The organism is Micromonospora sp. I033, from assembly GCF_053890995.1.
Genome location: NZ_JBSSLX010000036.1, coordinates 12,646 through 39,560, shown reverse-complemented (window position 1 = coordinate 39,560; position 26,915 = coordinate 12,646). Strand labels below are relative to the sequence as shown.

Genomic DNA, 26,915 nt, shown 5'->3' with positions numbered 1-26,915 from the left:
TGGCGTCCAGCTTCTCCATGTAGCCGTACGGGGCGAAGTCCACGTCGGTAATGGTGAACGAGCCGATGCTCTCGTCGCACGGACCGTTGCGGCCGACAAGGGTCAGCCCCGGATTCGGCCCGGGCCACGGGTAGCCGAGCGCGTCGGTGTAGGTGCCCGGCGCGAGCGGCCGGTCCGGGCCGGCGACCAGGATGAGGTGCCAGCCGGCGAACACCCGAACGGTGATCTCCTGGTCGTGCCCCCACAACCGCATCTCGTCGCCCGCGTCGCTGGAGTAGGCGTAGGAGTTGCCGCCGGTGAGCGGCTCCCCCGCCTCGCCGGAGACCGTGAAGGTGCCCGTGGCGGGCACCTCCCGGGGCTCCGCCTGGGCGGGCGTGGCCATGGCCAGGCCGGCCACGCCGGCGAGTAGAGCCAGGGCCGCCGCGAGCAGCGGACGTCGCCGGGAAATGCGCATGTGTCCTCCCCCGAAGATGGACTGCCGGCCGCGCGTGTCGATGCGCGGCCCGAGTTGAGGCTAGGCGCCTGAAGCCAGGCCCCGCTGCCCCGCTCCGCCTGCCGGTCGGCGACCCGACTCACGACCCGGTGGGCCGGCCCGGAGCCTGGTGGGCCCCGGGCCGGACCGGGCTCAGACCTTCTTCAGCCGGACGACCGCGGCGTCGTCCACGGTGGGCCACTTGTTCCAGGTGGCGTCGTAGCCGGTGGCGTGTGCCACCACCTCCGCGTCGCCGCTGCCGAAGGCCACCTCACCGGCCGGGGCGGCGACCGCCGACCAGGCCACGGCCGTGCCGGGAGTGCATGCCGCCTCCGCTCGGAAGGCACCCTCGGCGCGCAGGCGGTTGCGCTGCTGGCCCACCTCACCGGTGATGGTCACCGTGACCGGCTCGGTGCAGGTCACCGTGCCGCGGACGGTCGCCTTGCCGTTGAGGCCGTCAGCGGTGCCCGAGGTGGCGACGTCCAGCACCAGGCCGAGCGCCGGCGCCGGCGGTGGCGTGACCAGGTGCACCTCGCCGTACGCCGCGCCGGTGGCGCCCGTGCAGTGCTGGACGAAGCTCGCGTCGAGCTTCTCGACGTACCCGTACGGGCCGAACACCAGCTCGTGGATGGTGAAGGAGTTGTCGCCGTTGGCGCACGAGCGGCCGTTGCCGAGGAGGCTGAGCCCGGCGCGGGTGTCCGTCTCGTAGTTGCCGGCGTCCGGATAGCTGCCCGCCGCCAGGTCCTGGCCGTTCGGCGCGGCGAGCTTGAGCTGCCACCAGTCGCCGTTCGCGCCGGTGACCGCGACGTTGATGCTGTGCTCCGCGTCGTAGTAGGCGTTGACGTCGAGCACATCGCCGGCGGTGGTCGCGTAGGAGTGGGACCCGCCGAGGGTGACCGGGTCGCCGGGGTCGCCGCCGACGGAGAACGTCCCCGACTCGGCCTGCTGCGCGAGTGCGGGCGCGGCGCCGGCCCAGGCCCCGACCGCGAGCGCGGCCAGGGAAACGGTCGCCGCCAGTGCGGCTCGTCGCTGGAGTGGATGCATGCTCTTCCTCTCGACGATGGACGGGGCCGACGGTCGGCCGGACCCATTTGACCTGGTCGATCGACCATAACCGGCGGGCCGGTCACGCGGGGTCCCGTCGCGCGCACCGTCCGGTCCGGACCATGGCCCGCTCCGGCGCTCGTCGGATCATCCGCGACCGGGCACCCGAGGGCCTTCCGGTGTTCACGTTCATCCATTTATATCTGTGCATGCCGGTGACCGTCGCCGGCCTCGGAGGAGGTAGGCATGCAGAGACTCCGCGCCCTGTCGGCACTCGTCGCCCTCGCGGTCCTCGCCGCGATGGTCAGCGCCCGGCCCGCGTCGGCCGCGGTGGACCCCGGTACCCGGATCTCCGCCACCACCGTGGTGGGCACCCACAACGCCTACGACCGTGGCACCTACACCTACCTGGCCCAGGCGCTCGACGCCCGGCCCGGGCTGATCGAGCTGGACGTCTGGCCGGACGTGCTGACCCGGCAGTGGCGGGTCAGCCACTCGAACCCGCTGGGCAACGACAACAACTGCGTCGCCGCCACCAGCGCCGCCCAGCTCTACACCGGCACCCGGAACCGGAACCTGGAGCACTGCCTGGACGACATCCGGCTCTGGTTGGGCGCGCACCCCGACGCCGGCCCGCTGATCCTCAAGCTGGAGCTGAAGACGGGCTTCAGCGGCCGTACCGGCCAGGGGCCGGCCCAGCTCGACGCGGTGCTCGCCGCGCGGTTGGGCGACCGGGTGTTCCGCCCGGCCGACCTCCTCGGCGGTCACCCGAGCCTGGACGCCGCCGCGCGCGCCGACGCCTGGCCCAGCCTGGCGCAGCTCGCCGGCAAGGTGATCGTCGAGCTGATCCCCGGCACGGTGGAGGAGGGCAACCCGACCGACACCCTGTGGACCGACGTCGAGTACGCCCGCCACCTGGCCGGCCTGGCCGCGGCCGGCACGCTGGGCAGCGCCCGCGCGTTTCCGGCGGTGCACCGGGCCCAGACGGGCGACCCGCGCGGCCGGTACGCCGACGCGAGCCTACGGCCCTGGTTCGTGCTCTTCGACGGCGACGCCACGGCGTACGTCACCGGGGGCGTCGACACCGCCTGGTATGACACCAACCACTATCTGCTGGTGATGACCGACGCCCAGAACGTCCCCCCGGTGGTGGGCGACGCCGACGCGGAGGCGGCCCGCGCCCGGCTGGCCCAGCTCGCGGCCGCGCACGCCAGCGTCGCCTCCGCCGACTGGGCGGCCCTGCCCTCCGTGGTCGGCCAGACCCTGCCCCGCGGCTGAGCCGATCGACCAGCACCGCGCCCGTCCGGCCCGGCCCGCCTCGCGGAACCCGGGCCGGACGGCCGGAGGATCAGGCCTTCCGCAACCGCACCACCGCCGTGTCGTCACCGTTGACGAAGACGTCGTACGTGGTGTCGTAGGCGCTGGCGTTGCCGACCACCTCGACGTCGCCCTGACGGAACGGCGTCGACGTGTACGACGGGGTGGAGGCGGTCCAGGCCGCCGGCGTTCCCGGGGTGCACGCCGCCTCCGCTCGGAAGGCACCCTTGGCCAGCAGCCGGTTCTGGACCTGGGTCACCTCGCCCTGCAGGTAGACCGTGGCCGGCGCGGTGCAGGTCACCGTGCCGTGCACCGTCACCTCGCCCGTCCCGGCGTCGACCGTGCCGGACGCGGCCACCGCCACGTCGACCGCCAGCACAGGCGGCGCGGGCGGGTTGGCGACGTGCACCTCGCCCCGGGCGGCCCCCGGGTAGTAGGCGCAGCTCTGCTCGAAGGTGGCGTCGAAGCGCTCCAGGTAGTCGTGCGGTCCCCACGAGATGTCCGTGACGGTGAACGAGCCGGTCGACGCGCCACCGCAGGAGCGGTCGTTTCCGCTCAGGGCGAGCCCCGGCAGCGGGCTCTCGTAGGTGTTCGCGGTGGCACCGGTGTAGGTGCCCACGGCCAGCGGCTGGCCGACCGGCGCGGACAGGTCGAGGGTCCAGTAGCCGGTGGCCTGGTCGTAGACCCGGACCGTGAGGTGGTTGGCCGTGCCCCAGACGTCGAACCCGTGCCCGGACGCCGTGGAGAACGAATAGCTCCGCCCCTCGGTGATGGGGTCGTCCGGGTCGCCGGTCACCACGAGCGATCCGGACTGCACCGCTTCCGCCTGGGCGGGCGGGGCGACGGCCAGCGCGCCGACCGCCGTGGCGGCCAGCGACAGCACCGTCGTCACGACGGGAAGTCTTCGGGAGAGTCGCATGCTGTCCCCTTCGGAAGATGGCTGAGACGCTCGGCGGATCGAGGCATCCACCCAGCTCAATCGAGCCTAATGGGGGCGCGACGACCGCGTCGCCCCGTCCGATCCTGATCAGCCGGGCCGGCCGGAGCGGGTCAGGAGGCGCCGTCGGCGCGGAGCGGGAAGACGTTGCCGCGCGCGGTGTCCAGCAGCGACCCGAGCACCGCCCCGATCTTGTCCGCCGGCATCGGCTTGAAGAAGTGGTAGCCCTGGGCGGCGGTGCAGCCCAGCTCGGCCAGGGCGGTCCGCTGCTCGGCGGTCTCCACGCCCTCGGCCACCACCCGCAGCCCCAGTTCGTGGGCGAGCCCGACGGTGGTCCGCACGATGGCGGCCGCCTCCGGCGAGTCGGCCATCCGGATCACGAAGGAACGGTCCACCTTCAACTCGTCGACCGCGATCCGGGTCAGGAAGGTCAGCGAGGAGAACCCGGTGCCGAAGTCGTCGACGGCGAGCTGCACCCCCATCGAGCGGAGGGTGGCCAGCACCTCGTCGATGACCTCCAGCTCGCTCATCACCACGGTCTCGGTGATCTCCAGGACCAGCCGGTGCGGCGGGACCTGGTGCCGGCGCAGCGCCTCGCCGATCTCGGCCGGCAGCCGCGGGTCGAGCAGGCTGCGCGCCGACAGGTTCACCGAGATCGGGATGTCCAGCCCCTCGCGCGCCCAGCCGGCCGCCACCGCCAGGGCCTTGTCCAGCACGTAGCGGGTGAAGCTGCCGAGCTGCTCGCTGTTCTCCACCGGCCGGATGAAGTCCGCCGGGCCGAGCCAGCCCCGCCGCGGGTGCCGCCAGCGGATCAGCGCCTCCACCCCGGTCGGGGCGCCGGTCGCCAGGTCCACCGCCGGCTGCAGGGCCAGCACCAGCTGGTCGTCGGCCGCCAGGGCCTCCCGCAGCTCCGCGAGCAGCGCCAGGTGGTCGGTGCTCGCCGCATCGCGCGAGCTGTCGTACGCGGCGACGCTGCCGCCGCCCTCCTTCGCCTGGTACATGGCGATGTCGGCCCGCCGCAGCAGCTCGGTCAGGTCGGCGGTGCCCGCGTCGGCGACCACCACGCCGACCGCCACCTCGACCGACATGCGCACCCCGGCCACCTCGGTCGGCGCGGCCAGCCGCTCGGCGATCTCCCGGGCCTGGCGCAGCGCGTACGCCAGCGGGGCGGCCCGGTCGTCGACCACCGGGACCGTGGTCAGCAGCAGGGCGAACTCGTCGCCGCCGAGCCGCCCGAGCAGGTCGCCCGGACGGGCCATGGTGGTCAGCCGGCTCGCGGCCAGCCGCAGCAGCTGGTCGCCGGCCGCGTGCCCGAGGGTGTCGTTGACCTCTTTGAACTGGTTGATGTCGAGCAGCAGCAACGCCACCGGGTGGTCGTGGGCCCGCTGCCGCAGCGCCTGGTCGCCCTTGGTCAGCAGGGCGGCCCGGTTGAGCAGCCCGGTGAGCTGGTCGTGCACCGCCTCGTACGACGACCGGGCGGTGACCAGCCGCAGCTCGCGGTGGGTCGCGGCGTCGTGCAGGGCGGCGGCCAGCGCGTCGCCGAACGCGGCGACCCCGTCCCGTTCGCGGTCGGTGGGCGGGGCGGACCGGGGGAACCGGACCCGCAGCCGGCCGACCTCGGCGCTGCCCACGGCGAGCCGCCGGACCAGCTCGTGTTCGCCGGACCCGGTGGCCGGCGGGGGCTCCACCTCGCGGTCGCGCACCTGGCCGCCGGTGTCCGTCCGGTAGCGACGCCAGCGGCCGTCGCCCCGGGCCACGTCCACCTCGACCAGCTCGGCGCCGAACAGGTTGAGCGCCCCGGTCACCGCCGCGGTCGCCACGCCCCGCTCGTCGAGCTGGTTGAGCGCGGCGGTGGCCTCGGCGAACGCCCGCCAGGTCCGCCGCTCCTGGTCGGCCCGGAGCCGGTGCCGGTAGGTCTGCTGGAGCAGCCAGAGCGGCGGCGGCAGGAGCAGCAGCCAGCGCGGGTCGAGCCCCAGCAGGCTGACCACCACCAGGCCGACCGCCACGTTGCCGACGAACATGAGCTGCTTGCCGCGGAGCGCGGCGAGCAGCGGCGGCCCGATCGGGATGCCGTGCAGCAGCGCGAGGCCGGCGCCGCCCAGCCAGGCGGTGGTGAGCAGGTAGACCACCGCGCCGGCGGTCAGCGCGAGCGCCAGCTCGGGGGTGAGCGCCGCGGCGAGCAACGGCCGGCCGAGCGCGCTGGCCACCGCGGCGGCGAGCGCGGTGGCGGCGCTGAGCGAGCCGGCGATCCGGACCAGCTCCAGCGCCGGCCGGCGGTCGGTGACCAGGGACATCGTGGTCCACGCGGCCCCGGCGCCGAGCAGCGCGGCGGCCGGCAGCCAGCCGGCCGGTACGAGGTAGAGGCAGACGACCAGGGCGGCCTCGCCCCAGGTGATGCTGACCATGCCCGAGGCGGTGCGGAAGCGCAGCCGGGCGAGCTGGGCCACGGCGAACGCGACCACGGCGATGCCGAACCGGACGAACCCGGGCAGCGGGTCGTCCGGGGGCAGGTGCGTGGGGATGGTGAGGCCGACCACGGCGGCCACCACGGCGGTGACCGCGACGGCCGAGGTCAGCAGGAGGACTCCGACCGGCGTGCCGCGCAGACCCAGCCGATCGGGGAGATCGCCGGCCCGGCCGGAGGTCACGGGCCCACCCCGTCGGACGGCGGCCCGAGGGCACGGTCGGGGGCCGTTGCTGCCAACGACATCGGCGCCCCCCTTCCGCGCACGGCTCGGGGCCTTTCGGTCCCCCCGGCGGAAGGCTAAGCCAAAGCCGGTGGTCGCAACAGGGGTCGACGACCGGCTTCGGCGTGATTCACGCGCTGTTCAGCTGTTCCGGCGCTGCTGGGAGCCGTTGGGGCCGTTCGTCGGTGATTCCTGCGCGGTGGTCCCGTCTGTCGGATCGGCGACTGTCGCGTCGGTCCGACCCGGCTCGGCCGGGCCGGCCTGCTGGGGGAACCGGTCGGGCAGCCGGCGCAGCCGGGCGTTCATGTTCCGGATCAGCAGGACGGTGGCGGTGGCCAGCAGCACGATGAGGAAGAGGCCCATCGGACCGGCCAGACCACCCGTACGGGTGTCACCGAAGTTGTTCTCCGCGAGCACCTGGGCGGCGGTCAGCATGGTGTTCCTCCGATGTGCGGCTGACCACCAGCGTAGCCCGCCGGGGAATCAGCGGGCATGGCACGTCTCGCGCACCCCGGCGAAGAGGTCCGACTCGGGCAGCGGGCTGTCGACCAGCGAGCGGGCGAGCTGGAAGTCCTCGGTCGGCCAGGCACGCTGCTGGAGATCCATCGGCACCTGGAACCAGAAGCCGTCCGGGTCGATCTGGGTGGCGTGGGCGCGCAGCGCGTCGTCGCGGACCGGGAAGTATTCGGCGCAGTCGACCCGGGTGGTGATGCGCTCGCCCTTGTCGGGGCGATCCTCCCAGCGCTTCATCCACTCCCCGTACGGCGACTCCAGGCCGGCGGCGAGCATCGCCTCGTGCAGCGCCATGATCTTGGCCCGGGAGAAGCCCACGTCGTAGTAGAGCTTGAGCGGCTGCCACGGCTCACCCAGCTCGGGGTGGCGGTCCGGGTCGCCGGCGGCCTCGAAGGCGGCCACGGTCACCTTGTGGGTCATGATGTGGTCGGGGTGCGGGTAGCCGCCCTCCTCGTCGTACGTGGTGACGACGTGCGGACGGAACTGGCGCATGAGCCGCACCAGCGGGGCGGCCGCGACCTCGACGTCCTCCAGGGCGAAACAGCCCCCGGGCAGCGGCGGCAGCGGGTCGCCCTCCGGCAGCCCCGAGTCGACGAAGCCGAGCCAGGCCTGCTCGATGCCGAGGATGGCCCGGGCCGCGTCCATCTCGGCGCGGCGGATGTCGCCGATGTTGGCCCACACGTCGGGCCGGTCCATCTTGGGGTTCAGAACGCTGCCCCGCTCACCACCCGTGCAGGTGACGACCAGGACATCCACCCCCTCGGCGACGTATTTCGCCATGGTGGCGGCGCCCTTGCTCGACTCGTCGTCGGGATGGGCGTGCACCGCCATGAGCCGCAGCTGCTCTGCCACCTTCGGCGCTCCTCGTCTCTGCCCACCGGGCCCGGCCCGCCCGGGCCCGCCCGGCTGACCTGCCGGAATCTCCCCCCGCGCCCGCGAAAGCCCCCGTGCTGGCCGGCCGGCGGCGGGGCCGACCTGCCATCCTTGACTCAGCGCCGGGCTGGGAAGATGGACTCTGCCATTCTTGCCGATGCCGCCGACAACAACGCCAGGAGATACCCGCCGGTGAGCGAGACGCACGCCACAGTCGCACCGGGTGCACCCGTCTTCCCGCCCGGCCGCTACGGCCGACGCCGGGAGCCGGGGCGCCGCCGTCCCCTCCTGCTCGTGCTGGTGGGAGCGGTCCTGCTCGCGCTCCTCGGGCTGCTCGCGGTCAAGCTCTACTCCCAGTACGGCGACCCCGACTACCGGGCCGAGGTGATCACCTACACCGGGATCACCGACTCCCGGGTGGTCGTCGACTTCCGGGTGACCGTCCCGGCCGGCGGCTCGGCGACCTGCCTGCTGCGGGCCCGCTCCCACGACGGCGCCGAGGTGGGCCACGTCGAGGCCACGGTGACCGCCCGGCCCGGCGAACGGCACGTCCGGGTCCGGCAGGAGGTGCCGACCACGGCCCGGCCCTTCATCGGCGAGGTGCTGCGCTGCCGGCCGGCCGGCTGAGCCGGAGGCCGGCGAGCCGCCGGCACACCCCGCACCCCGGGTCTCCACCGCCGGCACCCGGGGTGATCGGCGACACCCTGACGTGCCCGGCACTGGTAACTTGGTAGTTCACCTGTCAGCCAGTCCGCACCAACGAGGAGATCGCCTGTGTCCACCAATGACAACGAGGCGCCCGCCACCTGGCTGTCCCAGGACGCATACGACCGCCTGAAGGCCGAGCTCGACGAGCACATCGCCAACCGGCCGGTCATCGCCGCCGAGATCAACGCCCGGCGCGAGGAGGGCGACCTGCGGGAGAACGGTGGCTACCACGCCGCCCGCGAGGAGCAGGGCAAGGCGGAGGGTCGCATCCTCTACCTGAAGGAGCTGCTCCGCACGGCCAAGGTCGGCGAGGCCCCGACCGCCGACGCGGTGTCGCCCGGCATGGTCGTCACGATCTACTTCGACGACGACGCCGACGACACCGAGACCTTCCTGCTCGGCTCCCGCGAGATCGCCTCCACGACCGACCTCACCGTCTACAGCCCCGAGTCCGCGCTCGGCAAGGCGATCCTGGGCGGCAAGGCGGGCCAGACCTGCACCTACACGGCCCCGAGCGGGGCCGACATCAAGGTGACGGTGGTCAAGTTCGAGCCGTTCGCCGGCTAGCCGCCAACCGGACCCGCGCCGGACGGCTCGGGTCCGACCCGACCGAGGCTGACAGGCTCCTCGGACCCGAGCCACACCCCGACTGCCCCGACCGGCACCGTCCGGCCGGGGCGGTCGCGTCCGTGCCTCACCCCTCGCCGGCGAAGACCACCTGGTATCCGCTGGCCCGCAGGGCGCTGATCAGGGTGTCCGAGTGCTCCACGCCGCGGGTCTCCACGGAGAGCGCCACCTCCACCTCGCCGAGCCGCAGGTGCGGGTTGGCCCGCTGGTGCACCACGTCGACCACGTTGGCCCGGTGCTCGGCGATCTCGCCGAGCAGCGAGGCGAGCTGCCCCGGCCGGTCGGTGCAGCGGACGGTGACCCGCAGGTAGCGGCCGGCCGCCGCCAGGCCGTGCTCGATCACCCGCAGCATCAGCAGCGGGTCGATGTTGCCGCCGGAGAGCACCGCCACCACCGGCGCCTGCACCTCGACGGCACCGGCCAGCAGCGCCGCCACGCCGACCGCGCCGGCCGGCTCCACCACCTGCTTGCCGCGCTCCAGCAGCATCAGCAGCGCCCGGGAGATGTCCTCCTCGGAGACCGTGACGATCTCGTCGACCAGCTTGCGGACGTGGGTGAAGGTCAGCTCGCCGGGACGGCCCACCGCGATGCCGTCGGCGATCGTCGAGAAGAAGGGCAGCCGGACGGGCTCGCCGGCCTTGAGCGAGGGCGGGAAGGCGGCGGCGCTGGCCGCCTGCACCCCGATCACGCGTACGTCGGGACGCAGCGCCTTCGCGACCACGGCCAGGCCGGAGATCAGCCCGCCGCCGCCCACCCCGGTCACGATGGTCTTCACGTCCGGGCACTGTTCGAGGATCTCCAGGGCCACCGTGCCCTGCCCGGCGATGACGTCCCGGTGATCGAACGGGTGGATGAACACCGCGCCGGTCCGCTCGGCGAAGGTCTGCGCCGCGACCAGCGACTCGTCCACCGTGTTGCCGACCAGCTCGACCTGGGCGCCGTACCCCTTGGTGGCGGCCACCTTGGGCAGCGGCGCGTTGACCGGCATGAAGACCGTGGCGTGCGCGCCGACCAGGCCGGCGGCGAGCGCCACCCCCTGGGCGTGGTTGCCGGCGCTCGCCGCGACCACCCCGCGTTCCCGCTCCTCGGCGGAGAGCCGGGAGATCCGCACGTAGGCGCCGCGCACCTTGTACGACCCGGCGCGTTGCACGTTCTCGCACTTCAGCCAGGCCGGCCCGCCGAGGGCGGCGCTGAGCGGCCGGGACGGCTCGAGCGGGGTGGTGCGGGTGACGCCGGCGAGCAGTTCCCGCGCGGCCTGTACGTCGGCGAGACCGACCAGTTCCGTCATGCCCCGATCGTGCCACCCGCCCCCGGCGGAACCTGCGGCGACGCCACGGTCGGCTCACCGGGCACCTGCGGCGACGGCCCGGTGACGGGCTGCGTCGGGGCCGACGGTGGCAGCAGGGCAGCCTGCCACGCCGCCCCGTCGATCCGGGCCTGCTGCGCGGCGGAGACGCGCAGCACGACCGCGATCAGTGCGACCGCGGCGACGAGACAGGCCAGCGCCGGGACAATGTTGCGCAGCGCGGCGTCCCGATAGTGGTCGAGATCCGGTGCCAGCCCCTGCTCTGCGCGGCGTACCCGGTCACGCACCCCGGCCAGGCTGGTGACCAGATCGGCGACGCCGAACGCCAGCCAGGCCAGCCACCAGACGCCGACCAGGACGCGCAGCCACACCCGGTCGAGGCTGTCCCGGACGATGCCGACCATCACCACGCACGGCACGGCGAGGCTTGCCACCGGCACCCACCAGCCCGTGATCGCCCAGTGGGCGGCCAGCACCCTCCGGCCGCCGGGGAACGCGTCGGTGTTCTTCCGGGCCCGGAACATCCAGACCATCACCAAAACCGCCGTGGTCAGGAAGACCACGACGTAGGCCAGAGACAGCAGCCCCTCGACGGCGAGCGGCGTCGGCTGCCGGCCCGGATCGCTCCCGGGCGGGGTCAGCAGGACGCGCAGGGCCGGTGCGAGCGCGACCAGGGCGTACAGCAGCGCGGTCAGGCCGACCCCGACCGCCGCGGCAGAACCGATCCCCTGTACCGCCAAGGTCGGCATCCCCGGCGACAGCGCCGGCCGGTCCGGCGAGACGCCGCAGCGGGGGCGGGCGCCGACGGTGGGGCTGTCGGCCCCGCAGATCTGGCAGTGCATCGGCGTCGTCCCCGTGGTCGCGTACGGAATTCGCGCACACGCTAGACGATCATGCGTGGGCCGGCGACCCCGTCCCGACCCGGGGGTAGCCGGGGGCGTGCCGCTGCCACGGCGCCTGCATCTCGAACTGGCCGGCGACGCCGAGCAGCAGCAGCTCCGAGCCGGGCGGGCCGACGAACTGCACGGCGACCGGCAGGCCGTCCGGGCGGCGGCCGACCGGCACCACGATCGCCGGCAACCCGGCGATGTTCCAGGGCGCGGCGTACGGGGCGTACCGGATGTTGGCCTTCATGTTCGCCAGCCAGGAGCGGCCGGACCAGCCCGCGGCCTCCGGCGGCGGGCCGGCCAGTGCCGGGGTGAGCAGCAGGTCGACCGAGTGGTCGGCGAAGAAGTTCACCGACCGCTCGCGCCAGGCGGCCCGGTCGGCCTCGCGCACGTACCCCCGGCGCTGCGCCCACTCGCCGAGCGACACGTGCCGGCGGCTGCGCCGCTGGAGGCCGCGCCGCTCCAGGCCCGCGGCCTGCACCTCGGTGGCGGCCGCGGCGAACCAGGTGGCGATGCCCTGGAGGCCGAGGCGGGTCGGGTAGACCGGGTCGGCGGGGACGGTGTCGTGCCCGGCGGCGGCGAGCAGCCGGCCGGCGGCGGTGACCGCGTCCCGGTTCGGCGCGTCCGGCGCCACGCCGCGCACCGGCGAGCGCAGCGACACGCCGACCCGCAGCCGCGGCGGCGGGACCAGCTTCTCCGGGCGGCGCCCGGCCAGCACCGAGAAGCCGACCGCCGCGTCGGCCACGGTGCTGGTCAGCATGCCGTGCTCGGTGAGGCCGAACCAGTCGTCGGCGCCGAGCTGGCAGGGCACCACGCCGCGGCCGGGCTTGAGCCCGACCAGTCCGCAGCAGGCCGCCGGGATGCGGATCGAACCGAGCCCGTCGTTGCCGTGCGCGATCGGCACCAGCCCGGCGGCCACCGCGGCGGCCGCGCCGCCCGAGGAGCCGCCGGGGGTGCGCGTCGGGTCCCAGGGGTTGCGGGTCACCCCGGACTCGTCGTCGGTGAGGGCCCAGAGGCCCAGCTCCGGCATCCGGGTCACCCCGAGGATCACCGCACCCGCGCCGCGCAGCCGGCGGACCACCTCGTGGTCGGCCTCCGCCACCGGGGTACGCACCGCGGCCGACCCGTTCCAGGTGGGCAGGCCGGCGACCCGGGTGTTCTCCTTGACCGCCACCGGCACGCCGGCCAGGGGGAGGTTGGCCAGGTCCTCCTGCTCGTCGACCTTCTCCGCCTCGGTGATCGCCTCGCCGCCGCGGAACGCGCGGAACGCGGCCAGCTCGGCGTCGGCGCGGGCGATGTGGTCGAGGTGGTCGGCCACGACCTGGGTGGCGGAGACGTCACCCCGGCGTACGCCGCGGGCGATCTGCTTCGCGGTCGCCCCCACCCAGGTCGTCGGCATGATGTCCTGCACGGCCATCCTCCCCAGCCAGCGGTCAGCCCAGCGCCTGCTCCAGATCGGCGAGCAGGTCGTCGACCGTCTCGATGCCGACAGACAGTCGCACGAGATCGCCGGGAACTTCAAGCGGCGAGCCGGCAGCGCTCGCGTGTGTCATCCGTCCCGGGTGCTCGATCAGCGATTCGACCCCGCCGAGCGACTCGGCGAGCACGAAGAGCTTCGCCCGGTTGCAGATCTCCACGGCGTGCTCCTCGCCGCCCGCCGCCCGGAAGGAGATCATCCCGCCGAACCGGCGCATCTGCTTGGCGGCCACCTCGTGACCCGGGTGCGCCGGCAGGCCCGGGTAGATGACCTGCGCGACCTTCGCGTGACCGTCCAGGTAGGCGGCGATCCGCTCGGCGTTGTCGCAGTGCCGGTCCATGCGTACCCCGAGGGTCTTGATGCCGCGCAGGGTGAGCCAGGCGTCGAACGGGCCGTTGACGGCGCCCATCGCGTTCTGGTGGTAGCGCAGCTCCTCGCCCAGCGCCCGGTCGGCGGCGATGAGGGCGCCACCGACCACGTCGGAGTGTCCGCCGATGTACTTGGTGGTGGAGTGGACCACCACGTCCGCGCCGAAGGCGATCGGCTGCTGGAGGTACGGCGAGGCGAAGGTGTTGTCGACCACCAGCAGCGCGCCGGCCTCGTGCGCGACGGCGGCCAGCGCGGCGATGTCGGCGATGCCGAGCAGCGGGTTGGTCGGGGTCTCCACCCAGACGATCCGGGTGGCGCCGGGACGGATCGCGGCCCGGACCGCGTCCGGGTCGGAGACCCGGGCCGGGGTGTAGTCCAGCCCCCAGCGCTCCGCCACCTTGGCGAAGAGGCGGTACGTGCCGCCGTACGCGTCGTCCGGGATCACCACGTGGTCGCCCGGCTTGCAGACGGTCCGCAGCAGGGTGTCCTCGGCGGCGAGGCCGCTGGCGAAGGCGAGCCCCACCGGCCCGCCCTCCAGCGCGGCCAGGCACTCCTGGAGCGCGTCCCGGGTGGGGTTGCCGGAGCGGCTGTACTCGTAGCCCTCCCGGGGCGCGCCGACGGCGTCCTGGGCGTAGGTGCTGGTCTGATAGATCGGCGGGATCACCGCGCCGGTGCGGGCCTCCGGGTCCTGACCGGCGTGGATGGCGAGCGTCTCGAAGCCGTGACTCATTCCCGAGACGTTAGTCCGCCCGCCCCGTCCCACCGCGTGGAACCCGCCGTCAGCGCCTAGCCTGGGCGGGTGGCCGGGTGTGTGTTCTGCGGGATCGTGGCGGGTGAGGTGCCGGCGTTCCGGGTCGCCGACGAGGCGGACGGCGTGGCGTTCCTGGACACCCGGCCGGTGTTCAAGGGCCACGTGCTGGTGGTGCCGCGCACCCACCTGGTCACCCTCGCCGACCTGCCGGCCGACGCGCTGCCCGGCTACTTCCGGCTGGTGCAGCGGCTCGCCGCGGCGGTGGAGGCCGGCCTGGGGGCCGGCGGGACGTTCGTGGCGATGAACAACAAGGTGTCCCAGTCGGTCCCGCACCTGCACACCCACGTGGTGCCGCGGACCAGGGGCGACGGGCTGCGCGGCTTCTTCTGGCCCCGGACCCGGTACGCCGACGACGCCGAGGCCGAGGACTTCGCCGCCCGGGTCGCCGCCGCGCTGGCCTGAGCCCGGGACCGTCGGGTAAGGAACCGGGGACCGGCGCTGTTGAACCCGCTGGGAAAGCCAAGAGAGGAGTCCCACCGTGTTCCTTCGCCGCATCAAGGCCGAGATGATCTCTCCCGACCAGGCCCTGCCGGGCCGCCTGATCGCGATGCCGATCGCCGACCGGCACGAGGTGCTGCCGTCCTCGCTGAAGGGCCCCTTCCCCGCGGGCGCGCAGGTCGCCGTCTTCGGGATGGGCTGTTTCTGGGGCGCCGAGCGGCTGTTCTGGACCCTCCCCGGCGTGCTCACCACGTCGGCCGGCTACGCGGGTGGTTACACCACCAACCCGACGTACGAGGAGGTCTGCTCGGGGATGACCGGGCACGCCGAGGTGGTCCAGGTGGTCTACGACCCGTCGAAGATCAGCTACGAGGACCTGCTCAAGGTCTTCTGGGAGAACCACGACCCGACCCAGGGCATGCGCCAGGGCAACGACGTCGGCACGCAGTACCGGTCGGCGATCTACGCGACCACCGACGAGCAGCTGGCCACCGCGCAGGCTTCGCGGGACGCGTTCGCGCCGATCGTGGCTCGGGCCGGCAAGGGTGAGATCACCACGGAGATCGCCCGGCTCGGCGACTACTACTTCGCCGAGGACTACCACCAGCAGTACCTGGCGCCGACCAAGAACCCGAACGGCTACTGCAACCACGGCCCCAACGGGCTGAGCTGCCCGGTCGGCGTGGCGCGTACCGCCGGCTGAGCGACCCGGTGTCCGTTTCCGGGCCTGCGGTGTTTGTCACACCGTGGGCCCGGCCCGATTCGGGCACCCGGCCCGCCGGGCTACCGGATCTTCGCCCAGGCCAGCGGCCCGATGGACCGGGCCGCGCATCCTAGCAAAGACGTAACGTCACCGACATCAGCTCAACAGGCGAACCGCAACAACCTCTGGCAGCATTGCCCGGCATGTGCGGACTGGCTGGCGAGTTCCGCCGTGACGGTTCACGCGCCGACGTGTCGGCCGTGGAGCGGATGGCGGCCACGATGAGTGACCGAGGACCCGACGACAGTGGAGTCTGGTCCCAGGGGCCGACGGCGCTGGGACATCGACGCCTGAAGATCATCGACCTCTCGGCCGCCAGCGGCCAGCCGCTGGTCGACCCGGCCGCCGGGCTCACCGGCGTCTTCAACGGCTGCATCTACAACTACCGCGAGCTGCGCGACGAGTTGCAGGCCAGGGGGCACCGCTTCTTCTCGGCGGGCGACAGCGAGGTCGTGGTCAAGGCGTACGCCGAGTGGGGGCTCGACTTCGTCGACCACCTGGTCGGCATGTTCGCGGTGGCGATCAGCGAGCGGGACAGCGGCCGCCTGGTGCTGGCCCGGGACCGGCTGGGCATCAAGCCGCTCTACCTGGCCGAGAGCCCCGGCGTGGTGCGCTTCGCCTCGACCCTGCCGGCGCTGCTCGCGGGCGGGGGCGTCGACACGGGCATCGACCCGGTGGCGCTCGCCCACTACCTGAGCTTCCACAGCATCGTGCCGCCACCGCGGACCATCCTGCGCGGCGTGGCCAAGCTTCCCCCGGCCACGGTCCGGGTGTACGAGCCGGACGGCTCCACCCACGACCGGGTCTACTGGGACCCGTCCTTCACCCGCGCCGCGGAGCGGTCCGGCTGGTCCGAGCACGACTGGCAGGACGCGCTGCTGGAGTCGCTGACCACCGCCGTCCGCCGCCGGATGGTGGCCGACGTGCCGGTGGGCGTGCTGCTCTCCGGCGGCCTCGACTCCAGCCTGGTGGTCGCGCTGCTGGCCGGCGAGGGGCAGTCCGGGCTGGCCACCTTCTCCATCGGCTTCGACGCGGTCGGCGGCCGGGAGGGCGACGAGTTCGTCTACTCCGACCTGGTCGCGAAGACCTTCGGCACCGACCACCACCAGATCCGGGTGCCCACCGGCGACCTGCTGCCGCCGCTGGAGGCCGCCGTCGCCGCGATGAGCGAGCCCATGGTCAGCCACGACTGCGTGGCGTTCTGGCTGCTCAGCCAGGAGGTCGCCCGGCACGTCAAGGTGGTCCAGTCCGGCCAGGGCGCGGACGAGATCCTGGGCGGCTACCACTGGTACCCGCCGCTGGCCGGGGTTGACCGGGAGCGGGCGCTCGAGACGTACGCGAAGGCGTTCTTCGACCGCGACGCGGCCGGCCTGGCCCGGGTGCTCAACCCGGCGTGGCTGGCCGACGGCGACCCGGCACGGGAGTTCGTGGCCGCCCACCTGGCCCGGCCCGGCGCCGCGACCGCCGTGGACGCGGGCCTGCGGATCGACACCCAGGTCATGCTCACCGACGACCCGGTCAAGCGGGTCGACAACATGACCATGGCGCACGGGCTGGAGGCCCGGGTGCCGTTCCTCGACCACGAGTTCGTCGAGCTGGCCGCGAGCTGCCCGCCGGAGCTGAAGCTGGCCCAGGGCGGCAAGGGCGTGCTCAAGGAGATCGGCCGGCGGGTCCTGCCGCACGAGGTCATCGACCGGCCGAAGGGCTACTTCCCCGTGCCGGGCCTCACCCATCTGGAGGACAAGCTCCTCGACCGGGTACGCGACGCGCTCAGTGCGCCCGAGGCCCGCCGCCGCGACCTGTTCCGCGCCGACTACGTCGACGCGCTGCTCGCCGACCCGAACGCCGAACTGACCCCGTTGAACGGAAACAAGCTGTGGCAGCTGGGACTCCTGGAAATGTGGCTCCAGAGCCACGGAATCGACTGACCGTGACCGACACCCTCGCCACCGGCGCGGCACGCACCGACCGGGAACGGGTGCTGGGCCGGCGCCGGGAACGGGTCGGCCCGGGCGGCGACCCGGTGGCGCCCGGCGCCCCCGAGCCGCGCCGGCAGCCCGTCGACGGGTCCGGCGTGGTGCTGGACTGCGGCTGGGGCCGGCTGGTCTTCGGGCAGACCTTCGCCGAGCAGGTCGAGGTCGCCGACGTGCTGCGCTCCGAGGCGGTCGGCGCCCGGGACATCTGCATCTACCTGCGCGACCCGCACGTGCTGGTCTCCCGCCTTCCCGACGAGCTGTTCATCGACCCGTCGCTGACCTACCGGCTGCCGCTCGGCGAGCACCGGCCGGCCGCCACCGAGAGCGGCGAGATTCCCGGGCTGGCCGTCCGGCCGCTGCGCGACGCCGACGACGCGGACGCGGTGAACCGGATCTACGCCCGCAACGGCATGGTCACCGCGCCGGTCGAGGTGCTTGTCGAGAACGCCGGCACCGACCGGTTCCTGCACCTGGTCGCCGAGGACGCCACCGGCGAGGTGGTCGGCACCATCACCGGGGTGGACCACGTCGCGGTCTTCGGTGACCCGGAGAACGGCGCGAGCCTCTGGTGCCTGACCGTGGACTTCAACACCGCGCCGCCCGGCACCGGGCAGGCGCTGCTCACCGCGCTGGCCGACCGGCTCGACGCGCGTGGCCGGGCGTACGTGGACCTCTCGGTGCTGGCCGAGAACTCGGGGGCGATCCGGCTCTACGAGCGGCTCGGCTTCCACCGCACCGGGACGCTCTGCGTGAAGCGGAAGAACCCGATCAACGAGCGCCTGTTCCTGCCCGCCATGCCGGCGGGGTACGACGAGCTGAACCCGTACGCGAAGATCGTCGCGGACGAGGCGATGCGGCGCGGCATCCGCGTCGAGGTGACCGATCCGCGCTGGGGCGAGCTGCGGCTGAGCAGCGGCGGCCGGACGGTCCACACCCGGGAGTCGCTCTCCGAGCTGACCTCGGCGGTGGCGATGAGCCGCTGCGACGACAAGCGGGTCACCCGCCGCATCCTCACCGAGGCGGGGCTGTCGGTGCCGCGCGGCCGGACCGCCACCGGCGACGCCGACGACCTGGCGTTCCTGGCCGACGTGGGCCCGGTCGTGGTCAAGCCGGCCCGGGGCGAGCAGGGCAACGGCATCACCGTCGGGGTGCGCACGCCGGAGGCGCTCACCGCGGCGGTCGAGCTGGCCCGCCGGTTCTGCCCCGACGTGCTGATCGAGGAGCTGCGGGAGGGCGAGGACCTGCGGGTGGTCGTCATCGACCACGAGGTGGTGGCCGCCGCCGTCCGCCGGCCCGCGCAGATCACCGGGGACGGGGTGCACGACGTCACGGAGCTGATCGAGCGGCAGAGCCGCCGCCGCGCGGCCGCCACCGGCGGCGAGTCCCGGATCCCGATCGACGACATGACCCGCGAGGTGGTGGCCGCGGCCGGCTACCGGATGCACGACGTGCTCCCCGAGGGGCAGGTGCTGGCGGTCCGCCGCACGGCGAACCTGCACACCGGCGGCACCATCCACGACGTCACCGCCGAGCTGCACCCGGACATCGCCGAGGCGTGCGTGACGGCCAGCCGGGCGCTGGACATCCCGGTGACCGGGCTGGACCTGCTGGTCCCCGCCCCGGACCGGCCCGAGCACGTGTTCATCGAGGCGAACGAGCGGCCCGGCCTGGCCAACCACGAGCCGCAGCCGACCGCCGAGCGCTTCGTCGACCTGCTCTTCCCCGGCACCCGGGCCCCGCAGCGGCTGTGGTCGCCGGCCGGCACGGGAGGGACGGCGTGAGCCCGAAGCCACTGGAACTCGACCTCGACTACCTGCGCCAGGTGCTGGTGGAGCTGCTGGAGATCCCCAGCCCGTCGGGGCGTACCGACCACGTCCAGCAGTACGTGGGCGAGCGGCTCTCGGCGCTCGGCATCACCTCGACGCTGACCCGGCGCGGGGCGCTGAGCGCCTCCCTGCCCGGTCCGCGGCAGACCGGCGCCGACCGGGCGATCGTCGTGCACACCGACACCATCGGCGGCATGGTGAAGCGGCTCAAGGACAACGGCCGGCTGGAGGTGAAGCCGATCGGCACGCACAGCGCCCGCTTCGCCGAGGGTGCCCACGTGCGGATCTTCACCGACGACCTGGACCGGGTGGTCACCGGCCAGGTGCTGCCGCTGAAGGCCAGCGGGCACCGCTACAACGAGGGCGTCGACCTGCAGGGCGTCGGCTGGGAACTGGTCGAGGTCCGGGTCGACGAGCCGGTCACCGACGAGGCCGGGCTGCGGGCGCTCGGCGTCGACGCCGGCGACTTCGTCGCGCTGCTGGCCAACCCGACGATCACCCCGAGCGGGTACGTCAAGTCCCGGCACCTGGACGACAAGGCCGGGGTGGCCGCGGTGCTGACCGCGTTCAAGGCGATCGTCGACGCGGGCGTCACCCCGGCGGTCACCGCGCACCTGCTGGTCACGGTCACCGAGGAGATCGGGCACGGGGCCAGCCACGGTCTCGACCCCGACGTCGCGGAGATCGTCTCGGTGGACGCCGCGGTGGTCGCGCCCGGCCAGCAGTCCCGGGAGAACGCCGCCACCCTGGCCATGGGCGACGGGGTGGGCCCGTTCGACTATCACCTCACCCGCCACCTGGCCGCGATCGCCCGGGAGCACGGCGTCGACCTGGTCCGGGACGTCTTCGACTACTACCGCTCGGACGTGGCGGCGGCGGTCGAGGCGGGGGCGCACGCCCGGGTGGCGCTGCTCGGCTTCGGGGTAGACGCCACGCACGGGCACGAGCGGACCCACCTCGACGGGCTGCGGCACCTCGCCCAGCTGCTCTGCCTCTATCTCCAGAATCCGCTGGTCTTCCCCGAGTGGGACGCCGAGCCCGAGGGCGACCTGGCCGACTTCCCGTCGCTCGCCGTCCAGCCCGCCTCCGAGGAGGGCCCCCGCGAGGGACCCATCGGCCTGGAGTGACGGCGCAGGGGTCCGATTCCCGATCCGCCTGTGATCGAAATCCGTTGCCGGGCTCACCGGGAAGTGGATAGCGTGGCGGTACACGGGAAAGGAGGTGGTCCAGACTTGTATAGCAATCGGACTCGTGAGGTGGCTGTCCGCTAGCCGCTGTCCTCGACAGTGAAATCCCGCCCGCCGCGAGGCGGGCACCAGGCACCATCGTCGAGACCGTGTGGCAGCGGTGCGGCGAAACCACGACAGCCACCCGACCCCCGGGGTGCCGGCCCAGTCCAGCCGGCCCGCGCGCTAGCGCGGAAGCCCCGGGGGTCGCTTCATGTGTGAGGGGGCCCGGCATGTCGATGCGCGAACTGGCGGTGCTCGGCACGGCCAGCCAGGCCCCCACCCGGCAGCGCAACCACAACGGCTATCTGCTGCGCTGGGACGACGAGGTGCTCCTCTTCGACCCCGGCGAGGGCAGCCAGCGGCAGATGCTGCACACCGGGATCTCCGCCACCGACCTGACCCGGATCTGCGTCACCCACTTCCACGGCGACCACTGCCTGGGCCTGCCCGGCATGATCCAGCGGCTCTCCCTGGACCGGGTCCCGCACCCGGTGGCCGTGCACTTCCCCGCCGGGGGCGCCGAATACTTCGCCCGGCTGCGCCACGCGTCGAGCTTCTACGAGGCCGCCGAGCTGACCGTCGAGCCGATCGAGGCGGACGGGCAGAAGATCACCCTGGGCATCGGCACGCTGGAGGCCCGCCGGCTGCGGCACCCGATCGAGACGTACGGCTACCGGCTCGTCGAGCCGGACGGCTGCCGGATGCTGCCGGAGAAGCTGTCCGCGTACGGCATCGCCGGCCCGGCCGTCGGGCAGCTGCTCCGCGACGGCCACCTGGACGTGGACGGACGCCGCGTCACCCGGGACGAGGTGAGCGTGACCCGGCCGGGGCAGCGGTTCGCCTTCGTCATGGACACCGGGCTCTGCGACGGCGTGTGGGCCCTGGCCGAGCACGCCGACCTGCTGGTCATCGAGTCGACCTTCCTGGAGCCGGAGGCCGCCCTCGCCGCCGAGGTCGGCCATCTCACGGCCGGCCAGGCCGCGCGGGTGGCGGCGGAGTCGGGGGTACGCACGCTCGTGCTCACCCACTTCTCCCAGCGGTACGCGGACCCGCGCCGCTTCGCCGACGAGGCCCGCGAGCACTTCACCGGGGACCTGGTGATCGCCGAGGACCTGATGACGGTTCCGGTGCCGCCCCGGCGGGTAGCCTCGGCCGGGTGACGGTCTCCCTACGCCCCGCCACCGGGGCCGACCTGATGGCCGTCGGCGCCCTGCACCAGCGGTCCCGGGTGGCGGCGTACTCGTCGTTCCTGCCGGCGGAGGCGCTGGCGGATCCGACCCCGGAGGCGATGGGCCGGTACTGGACCGAGCGGGTGACCTGGGAGGCCGCGGATCACCGGATGACGGTGGCCGAGCGGGACGGCCGACTGGTCGGCTTCAGCTACCTGGGACCGGACGACGAGGGCGACCCGACCACCGGCCTGCTCAACGCCATCCACCTGGAGCCGGAGGAGCGGGGCCGGGGCACCGGGCGGGCCCTGATGGTCGACGCCCTCGACGCCATGCGGGCCCGCGGCTGGTCCCGGGCGGTGCTCTGGGTGCTCCGGGACAACGCGGCCGCCCGCGGCTTCTACGAGCGGGGCGGCTGGACGGCCACCGGCGAGCAGCGCGACGACGTCATCGGCACCACCCTCGTCCCCCAGCTCCGCTACGCCCGTTCGCTCTGAGCGGATCGGGGCATGGGCGTCGATGCGGGTGCGTTGGCACCGGCATGGACACCGAGCACACCGAGCCGGCGGAGGACGCCGCCCTCGACGCGTACTCCCGGGTGGTGACCGGCGTGGCCGCCCGGGTGCTGCCCAGCGTGGCCGCCCTGTCGGTGCGGACCCCGCGCGGCGCCGGCGCCGGCTCGGCCGTGGTGATCGGCCCGGACGGGCTGCTGCTCACCAGCGCCCACGTGGTGCAGGGCGCCCGGGACGGGTCGGCCGCCTTCGGCGACGGCACCGAGACCGGGTTCCGGGTGGTCGGCGCCGACCCGCTCTCCGACCTGGCCGTGCTGAGGGCGGAGCGGGCGACCGTCCCGCCGGTGGAGCTGGGCGACGCGGACCGGCTGCGGATCGGCCAGCTGGTGGTCGCGGTCGGCAACCCGATGGGGCTGGCCGGCTCGGTCACCGCCGGGGTGGTCTCCGGGCTGGGCCGGTCGCTGCCGGCCCGGGACGGGCGGGTCACCCGGCTCATCGAGGACGTCATCCAGACCGACGCGGCCCTGAACCCGGGCAACTCCGGCGGGGCGCTGGCCGACTCGGCCGGCCGGGTCGTCGGGGTGAACACGGCGGTCGCCGGCTACGGCCTCGGACTCGCCGTGCCGGTGAACGCCACCACCCGGCAGATCATCGCCGACCTCACCACCGACGGCCGGGTGCGCCGGGCCTGGCTGGGTGTGGCCGGGGTGCCGGTGCCGCTGCCGCCGGAGATCACGGCGCGGACCGGGCAGCGGCGCGGGCTGCGGGTGGTCGAGGTGGTGCCGGGCAGCCCGGCCGGGCTGGCCGGGCTCTACCTCGGCGACGTGATCGTGGCGGCCGGCGGCCGGCCGGTGCAGGACGGCCAGGGCCTGCAACGGCTGATGCTCGGCCCGGCGATCGGCGCCCGCCTGCCGGTCACCGTGCTGCGCAAGGGCGCGTACGTCGACGTCGTGGCCGTCCCGACCGAGCTGGGCCGCTGACGCGACGAGGGCCGCACCCGCCGGGGTGCGGCCCTCGCGTCGCGGAGGATCAGCGCGCGCCGAGGTGGGCGAGCAGGTCCTGCCGGGTCAGCACGCCCTTGGGCTTGCCGTCGACGAGCACCAGCGCGGCATCGGCCTTCTCCAGCAGCGCGACCGCCTCGCTCACCGGCTGGCCACCACCGATCATGGGCAGCGGGTCACCCATGTGTCGCTCGATCGTGTCGTGCAGGTGGGCCTGGCCGGTGAAGAGCGCGTCGAGCAGGTCCTTCTCGGCGATCGAGCCGGCCACCTCACCGGTCACCACCGGCGGCTCGGCCTTGAGCACCGGGAGCTGGGAGACGCCGTACTCGCGCATGTAGTCGATCGCGTCGCGGACCGTCTCGGTCGGGTGGACGTGCACCAGCTCGGGCAGGCCGCCCGGCTTGCCGGCGAGCGCGTCGGCAACGGTCGGCTCGGCGCCCGAGTTGTCCAGGAAGCCGTAGCGGGCCATCCACTGGTCGTTGAAGATCTTGGACATGTAGCCCTTGCCGCTGTCCGGCAGGAGGACCACGATCACGTCGTCCGGGCCGGCCTTGCGGGCCACCTCCAGGGCCGCGACCACGGCCATGCCGCAGGAGCCGCCGACCAGCAGGCCCTCCTCGCGGGCCAGCCGCCGGGTCATCTCGAAGGACTGCTTGTCCGAGACCTCGACGATCTCGTCGGCCACGCTCCGGTCGTAGGTCTCCGGCCAGAAGTCCTCACCGACGCCCTCGACCAGGTAGGGCCGGCCGGTGCCGCCGGAGTAGACCGAGCCCTCCGGGTCCGCGCCGACCACCCGGACCCGCCCCTCGGAGGCCTCCTTCAGGTAGCGGCCGATGCCGGAGATGGTGCCGCCGGTGCCGACACCCGCCACGAAGTGGGTGAGCTGCCCCTCGGTCTGCCGCCAGATCTCCGGGCCGGTGGTCTCGTAGTGCGAGCGCGGGTTGGCCGGGTTGCTGTACTGGTTGGGCTTCCAGGCGCCGGGGATCTCCCGGGCCAGCCGGTCCGAGACGTTGTAGTAGGAGCGCGGGTCCTCCGGCGCCACGGCGGTCGGGCAGACGACCACCTCGGCGCCGTACGCCCGCAGCACGTCCTGCTTGTCCTGGCTGACCTTGTCGGGGCAGACGAAGACGCACTTGTAGCCCTTGAGCTGGGCGACGAGGGCCAGCCCGACGCCGGTGTTGCCGCTGGTCGGCTCGACGATCGTGCCGCCCGGCTGGAGCAGGCCGGCCTTCTCGGCGTCCTCGACCATCCGCAGCGCGATCCGGTCCTTCACCGAGCCGCCCGGGTTGACGTACTCCACCTTCGCCAGCACGGTCGCCTGGATGCCCGCGGTGACGTTGCGCAGGCGTACCAGCGGGGTGTTGCCGATCAGCTCGACCACGTTGTCGTAGTACTGCACCTCGTTGTGCCCTTCGTCGCGCCGCCGTCGTGGGGCGGCCGGTAAGTCGTCGGTTCGTCGCCCAGGGTACGTGCCGTCAGGGCGCCACATGCCCCGGGATGACGGACCTGCGACGTGCCTCCCACTCCAGGAAGCGGTCGGTCTCGGCGAGCACGCTGCCGGCCAGCCAGGTGACCATCACCGCGTCGTCGGCCAGCCCGAAGATCGCCAGCGGGATCTCCGGCAGCAGGTCGATCGGCGAGACGATGTACGCCGTGGCGCCGGCCATCAGTGCCAGCCGCAGGCCGCCGTCGTACTCGCCCCGGGCGGTGGCCCGGATCATCCGGGGCAGCGCCGCCAGCCGGACGCCCAGCGACGGGCCACCCCGCGCCCCGGCCGCGAGCGCCCGGGCCAGCGCGGTGAAGGCCGCGCTCCGCTTCAATGTCTTTCCCATCTCCTCGCCCCTTTCCGCTCGACCAGGGTGCGGTCCCGGCGCAACCCGCCCCCCTGCCTCCACCGGTACCCGGAACCGTCCGATCCCAGCCGCAAACGATCACGGGAGAGCGGGTGTCGTGGCGGCGCGATAATGTCGGTGCATGGGGGACGCTGGTTCCGTCGCGCGTGGCGGCTGGCAGCGCGCCCGGCGGATCGCCCGCCTGACGGCGATCGGCACGGGCGCCACGGTGGCGGCCACCGTCGCCACGGGCGGGGTCCTGCTCGGTCAGGCCCGCCAGGCCCGGCGCACCATCCCGATGGCCGAGGCGCCCCCGCCCCGCTGCGACGGCGTCTACGGCGCGAAGCTCCCCGGACCGCCGGTCACCATGGTGATCCTCGGTGACTCCTCGGCCGCCGGCTACGGCGTGCACCGCCGCCGCGAGACCCCGGGCGCGCTGCTGGCCACCGGGCTGTCCCGCCGGCTGCACCGGCCGGTCCGGCTGCACCGGTTCGCCGTGGTGGGCGCCCTGTCGGCCGGGCTGAAGCCGCAGGTCGAGTCGGCCCTGGAGGTCGAACCGGACATCGCGATCGTCCTGGTCGGCGGCAACGACGTCACCAACCGCACCCCGCTGTCGGTGGCCGTGCGCTACCTGGTCGGCGCGGTCCGCGCGCTGCGGGCCGCCGGCTGCGAGGTGGTCGTCGGCACCTGTCCCGACCTGGGCGCGATCCGGCCGATCCAGCCGCCGCTGCGCTGGCTGGCCCGCCGCTGGAGCCGCCAGCTCGCCGCCGCCCAGACGGTGGCCGTGGTCGAGGCGGGCGGCTGGACGGTCTCGCTCGGCGACCTGCTCGGCCCCCGGTTCGCCGCCGAGCCGACCCGGATGTTCGCCTGGGACCGGTTCCACCCGTCCGCCGAGGGGTACGCGGTGGCCGCGGCGGCGCTGCTGCCCACCGTGCTCTCCGCGTTGGGGGCCGGCCAGGAACGCCGGCCGTCGCTGGCCGGCGCGGAAGGCGTGCGGTCGCTCCCGGAGGCCGCCCACGAGGCGGCCCGGCACGCCGGCACCGAGGTCAGCGCCGTGCAGGTCCGGGGCCGCGAGCGCGGGCCCGGCGGGCGCTGGGCGCAGCTCCGGCGGCGGGCCTTCTTCGGCGTCGGCGCGGTGCCGCAGCCCGGGGCCGCCGCCGACTCCGCCCAGGTGGAGGGACTGGCATGAGCGGGGCGGCGGGGGCATCATCAGCAGGCACAACGTGTGCCATGCTCATGTCGACGCCGCTCGCCAGGAGCAGACCGGCCCGCGGGTCGCGGGAGCTGGGGAGGTGTCGTCATGACCGAGCGTAACGAGCTCGCGGTCCGGCTCGGTCGGGCCGCCGCGCTCTCCCTGCTCGCCGGCACGGTGGGCGGGGCGGTCGTCCTCGCCGGCCAGGCCATCGCCGCCCGCAGCCGGGAGTACGCCCAGCCCGAGCTGGGCCTCGTGCTGCGCGCCACGGTCGGCCGGGCGGACGCCCCGCCGCTGCGGCTGGTGCTGCTCGGCGACTCGTCGGCGCTCGGCGTCGGCGTCGAACGCTTCGAGGAGACCATCGGCGGCCAGCTCGCCCAACTGCTGGCCGAGGCGCCCACCGGCCGGCGGGTGCAGCTGTCCAGCGTCGGGGTCTCCGGGTCCCGCTCCACCGACCTGGCCACCCAGGTGGCCCGGGCGCTGCTCGGCGAGCGGCCCGACGTGGCGGTGATCCTGATCGGGGCGAACGACGCCACCGCGCTGGTCCGCCCGGCCGACGCGGCGGCCTACCTCGGCTCGGCGGTGCGCCGGCTGCGCGAGGCGCACGTCGAGGTGGTCGTGGGCACCTGCCCCGACCTCGGCGCGGTGCGCGCGGTCGCGTCCCCGCTGCGGCAGGTGCTCGGCTGGTCGGGGCGGCGGATGGCGCGCGCCCAGACGGCCGCCGTGCTCGACGCCGGGGGCAGCGTCGTCGACCTCGGCACCGAGACCGGCCCGGTGTTCCGGGCTGACGCGGGCACCCTCTGCCACGACGGCTACCACCCCTCCGCCGACGGCTACCGGGTCTGGGCGCACGCCCTGCTCCCGGCGGTCGAGGCGGCCGCCGTGGTCGCCTACCGGCACCACCACTGAGCGCCCGCGGGGTGACATTTCCCGCCCGCTGAGCAGCTTC

General features: G+C 74.1%; 24 protein-coding genes and 1 pseudogene. 13 read left to right on the top strand and 12 right to left on the bottom strand.

Annotated features, from left to right (window positions below; genetic code table 11):
* Positions 1–454, bottom strand: a pseudogene (locus ACW0Q9_RS09290) (hypothetical protein); the annotation flags it as partial.
* A 171-nt stretch (positions 455–625) separates the two neighbouring features.
* Positions 626–1,516: a hypothetical protein gene (locus ACW0Q9_RS09285; protein ID WP_456179667.1), complete on the bottom strand. Its 891-nt coding sequence runs from the start codon at positions 1,514–1,516 to the stop codon at positions 626–628.
* 246 nt (positions 1,517–1,762) lie between these two features.
* Between ACW0Q9_RS09285 and ACW0Q9_RS09280 the strand changes: the two genes are divergently transcribed.
* A complete protein-coding gene (locus ACW0Q9_RS09280) occupies positions 1,763–2,794 on the top strand; it encodes a phosphatidylinositol-specific phospholipase C domain-containing protein (protein ID WP_456179666.1) in 1,032 nt (343 codons plus the stop codon).
* A 70-nt stretch (positions 2,795–2,864) separates the two neighbouring features.
* Here ACW0Q9_RS09280 and ACW0Q9_RS09275 read toward each other — a convergent pair whose 3' ends face one another.
* The 4 genes from ACW0Q9_RS09275 to mca all read right to left on the bottom strand — a co-directional run bounded on the left by ACW0Q9_RS09275 (position 2,865) and on the right by mca (position 7,822).
* Positions 2,865–3,725 carry a hypothetical protein gene (locus ACW0Q9_RS09275; protein ID WP_456179665.1) on the bottom strand — a complete coding sequence of 287 codons (861 nt, stop codon included), beginning with the start codon at positions 3,723–3,725 and terminating at the stop codon, positions 2,865–2,867.
* Between the two features lie 158 nt (positions 3,726–3,883).
* Positions 3,884–6,382 (bottom strand): putative bifunctional diguanylate cyclase/phosphodiesterase, encoded by a 2,499-nt coding sequence (locus ACW0Q9_RS09270; protein ID WP_456179668.1) that lies wholly within the window; start codon positions 6,380–6,382, stop codon positions 3,884–3,886.
* A gap of 216 nt (positions 6,383–6,598) precedes the next feature.
* Entirely contained in the window at positions 6,599–6,892 is a 294-nt protein-coding gene (locus tag ACW0Q9_RS09265; RefSeq protein WP_456179664.1) for a hypothetical protein, read from the bottom strand.
* Between the two features lie 48 nt (positions 6,893–6,940).
* On the bottom strand, positions 6,941–7,822 hold the full coding sequence (gene mca, locus ACW0Q9_RS09260; RefSeq protein WP_456179663.1) for a mycothiol conjugate amidase Mca: 882 nt from the start codon (positions 7,820–7,822) through the stop codon (positions 6,941–6,943).
* A 213-nt stretch (positions 7,823–8,035) separates the two neighbouring features.
* Between mca and ACW0Q9_RS09255 the strand changes: the two genes are divergently transcribed.
* Entirely contained in the window at positions 8,036–8,470 is a 435-nt protein-coding gene (locus ACW0Q9_RS09255) for a DUF4307 domain-containing protein (protein ID WP_456179662.1), read from the top strand.
* Between the two features lie 147 nt (positions 8,471–8,617).
* On the top strand, positions 8,618–9,118 hold the full coding sequence (greA, locus tag ACW0Q9_RS09250) for a transcription elongation factor GreA (RefSeq protein ID WP_456179661.1): 501 nt from the start codon (positions 8,618–8,620) through the stop codon (positions 9,116–9,118).
* A gap of 127 nt (positions 9,119–9,245) precedes the next feature.
* Here the strand turns inward: greA and ilvA are convergent, their stop codons facing one another.
* Genes ilvA through ACW0Q9_RS09230 form a run of 4 tightly spaced genes read right to left on the bottom strand, consistent with a single transcriptional unit; the run spans position 9,246 to position 13,947 of the window.
* A complete protein-coding gene (gene ilvA, locus ACW0Q9_RS09245; RefSeq protein ID WP_456179660.1) occupies positions 9,246–10,466 on the bottom strand; it encodes a threonine ammonia-lyase in 1,221 nt (406 codons plus the stop codon).
* A complete protein-coding gene (locus tag ACW0Q9_RS09240) occupies positions 10,463–11,326 on the bottom strand; it encodes a DUF4328 domain-containing protein (RefSeq protein WP_456179659.1) in 864 nt (287 codons plus the stop codon). The genes ilvA and ACW0Q9_RS09240 overlap by 4 nt, the downstream gene beginning before the upstream one ends.
* A 49-nt stretch (positions 11,327–11,375) precedes the next feature.
* Positions 11,376–12,788, bottom strand: coding sequence for an amidase (locus ACW0Q9_RS09235; protein ID WP_456179658.1), 1,413 nt, complete (start codon positions 12,786–12,788; stop codon positions 11,376–11,378).
* A gap of 16 nt (positions 12,789–12,804) precedes the next feature.
* Positions 12,805–13,947 (bottom strand): cystathionine gamma-synthase, encoded by a 1,143-nt coding sequence (locus ACW0Q9_RS09230; protein ID WP_456179657.1) that lies wholly within the window; start codon positions 13,945–13,947, stop codon positions 12,805–12,807.
* 69 nt (positions 13,948–14,016) lie between these two features.
* On the opposite strand from ACW0Q9_RS09230, the gene ACW0Q9_RS09225 reads away from it, so the two are divergent.
* The 8 genes from ACW0Q9_RS09225 to ACW0Q9_RS09190 all read left to right on the top strand — a co-directional run bounded on the left by ACW0Q9_RS09225 (position 14,017) and on the right by ACW0Q9_RS09190 (position 22,921).
* A complete protein-coding gene (locus ACW0Q9_RS09225; RefSeq protein ID WP_456179656.1) occupies positions 14,017–14,430 on the top strand; it encodes an HIT family protein in 414 nt (137 codons plus the stop codon).
* Between the two features lie 76 nt (positions 14,431–14,506).
* Entirely contained in the window at positions 14,507–15,169 is a 663-nt protein-coding gene (msrA, locus tag ACW0Q9_RS09220) for a peptide-methionine (S)-S-oxide reductase MsrA (protein ID WP_456179655.1), read from the top strand.
* Positions 15,170–15,372: 203 nt separating this feature from the next.
* Positions 15,373–17,157: an N-acetylglutaminylglutamine amidotransferase gene (locus tag ACW0Q9_RS09215; RefSeq protein ID WP_456179654.1), complete on the top strand. Its 1,785-nt coding sequence runs from the start codon at positions 15,373–15,375 to the stop codon at positions 17,155–17,157.
* A gap of 2 nt (positions 17,158–17,159) precedes the next feature.
* Positions 17,160–18,986, top strand: coding sequence for an N-acetylglutaminylglutamine synthetase (gene ngg / locus ACW0Q9_RS09210; protein ID WP_456179653.1), 1,827 nt, complete (start codon positions 17,160–17,162; stop codon positions 18,984–18,986).
* Complete coding sequence (locus tag ACW0Q9_RS09205) at positions 18,983–20,158, top strand: osmoprotectant NAGGN system M42 family peptidase (RefSeq protein WP_456179652.1); 1,176 nt, start codon at positions 18,983–18,985, stop codon at positions 20,156–20,158. The genes ngg and ACW0Q9_RS09205 overlap by 4 nt, the downstream gene beginning before the upstream one ends.
* A 332-nt stretch (positions 20,159–20,490) precedes the next feature.
* On the top strand, positions 20,491–21,420 hold the full coding sequence (locus ACW0Q9_RS09200) for a ribonuclease Z (RefSeq protein ID WP_456179651.1): 930 nt from the start codon (positions 20,491–20,493) through the stop codon (positions 21,418–21,420).
* Positions 21,417–21,926: an N-acetyltransferase family protein gene (locus ACW0Q9_RS09195; protein ID WP_456179650.1), complete on the top strand. Its 510-nt coding sequence runs from the start codon at positions 21,417–21,419 to the stop codon at positions 21,924–21,926. The genes ACW0Q9_RS09200 and ACW0Q9_RS09195 overlap by 4 nt, the downstream gene beginning before the upstream one ends.
* A gap of 44 nt (positions 21,927–21,970) precedes the next feature.
* A complete protein-coding gene (locus ACW0Q9_RS09190; protein WP_456179649.1) occupies positions 21,971–22,921 on the top strand; it encodes a S1C family serine protease in 951 nt (316 codons plus the stop codon).
* 49 nt (positions 22,922–22,970) lie between these two features.
* Here the strand turns inward: ACW0Q9_RS09190 and ACW0Q9_RS09185 are convergent, their stop codons facing one another.
* Positions 22,971–24,341, bottom strand: a complete 1,371-nt coding sequence (locus tag ACW0Q9_RS09185; RefSeq protein WP_456179648.1) for a cystathionine beta-synthase — start codon at positions 24,339–24,341, stop codon at positions 22,971–22,973.
* Between the two features lie 76 nt (positions 24,342–24,417).
* Entirely contained in the window at positions 24,418–24,774 is a 357-nt protein-coding gene (locus ACW0Q9_RS09180) for a YkvA family protein (RefSeq protein ID WP_148426344.1), read from the bottom strand.
* A gap of 142 nt (positions 24,775–24,916) precedes the next feature.
* On the opposite strand from ACW0Q9_RS09180, the gene ACW0Q9_RS09175 reads away from it, so the two are divergent.
* Together ACW0Q9_RS09175 and ACW0Q9_RS09170 are read left to right on the top strand one after the other, a co-directional pair.
* A complete protein-coding gene (locus ACW0Q9_RS09175) occupies positions 24,917–25,963 on the top strand; it encodes an SGNH/GDSL hydrolase family protein (RefSeq protein WP_456179647.1) in 1,047 nt (348 codons plus the stop codon).
* 111 nt (positions 25,964–26,074) lie between these two features.
* Positions 26,075–26,875 carry an SGNH/GDSL hydrolase family protein gene (locus tag ACW0Q9_RS09170; protein ID WP_456179646.1) on the top strand — a complete coding sequence of 267 codons (801 nt, stop codon included), beginning with the start codon at positions 26,075–26,077 and terminating at the stop codon, positions 26,873–26,875.
* Positions 26,876–26,915: the final 40 nt, after the last annotated feature.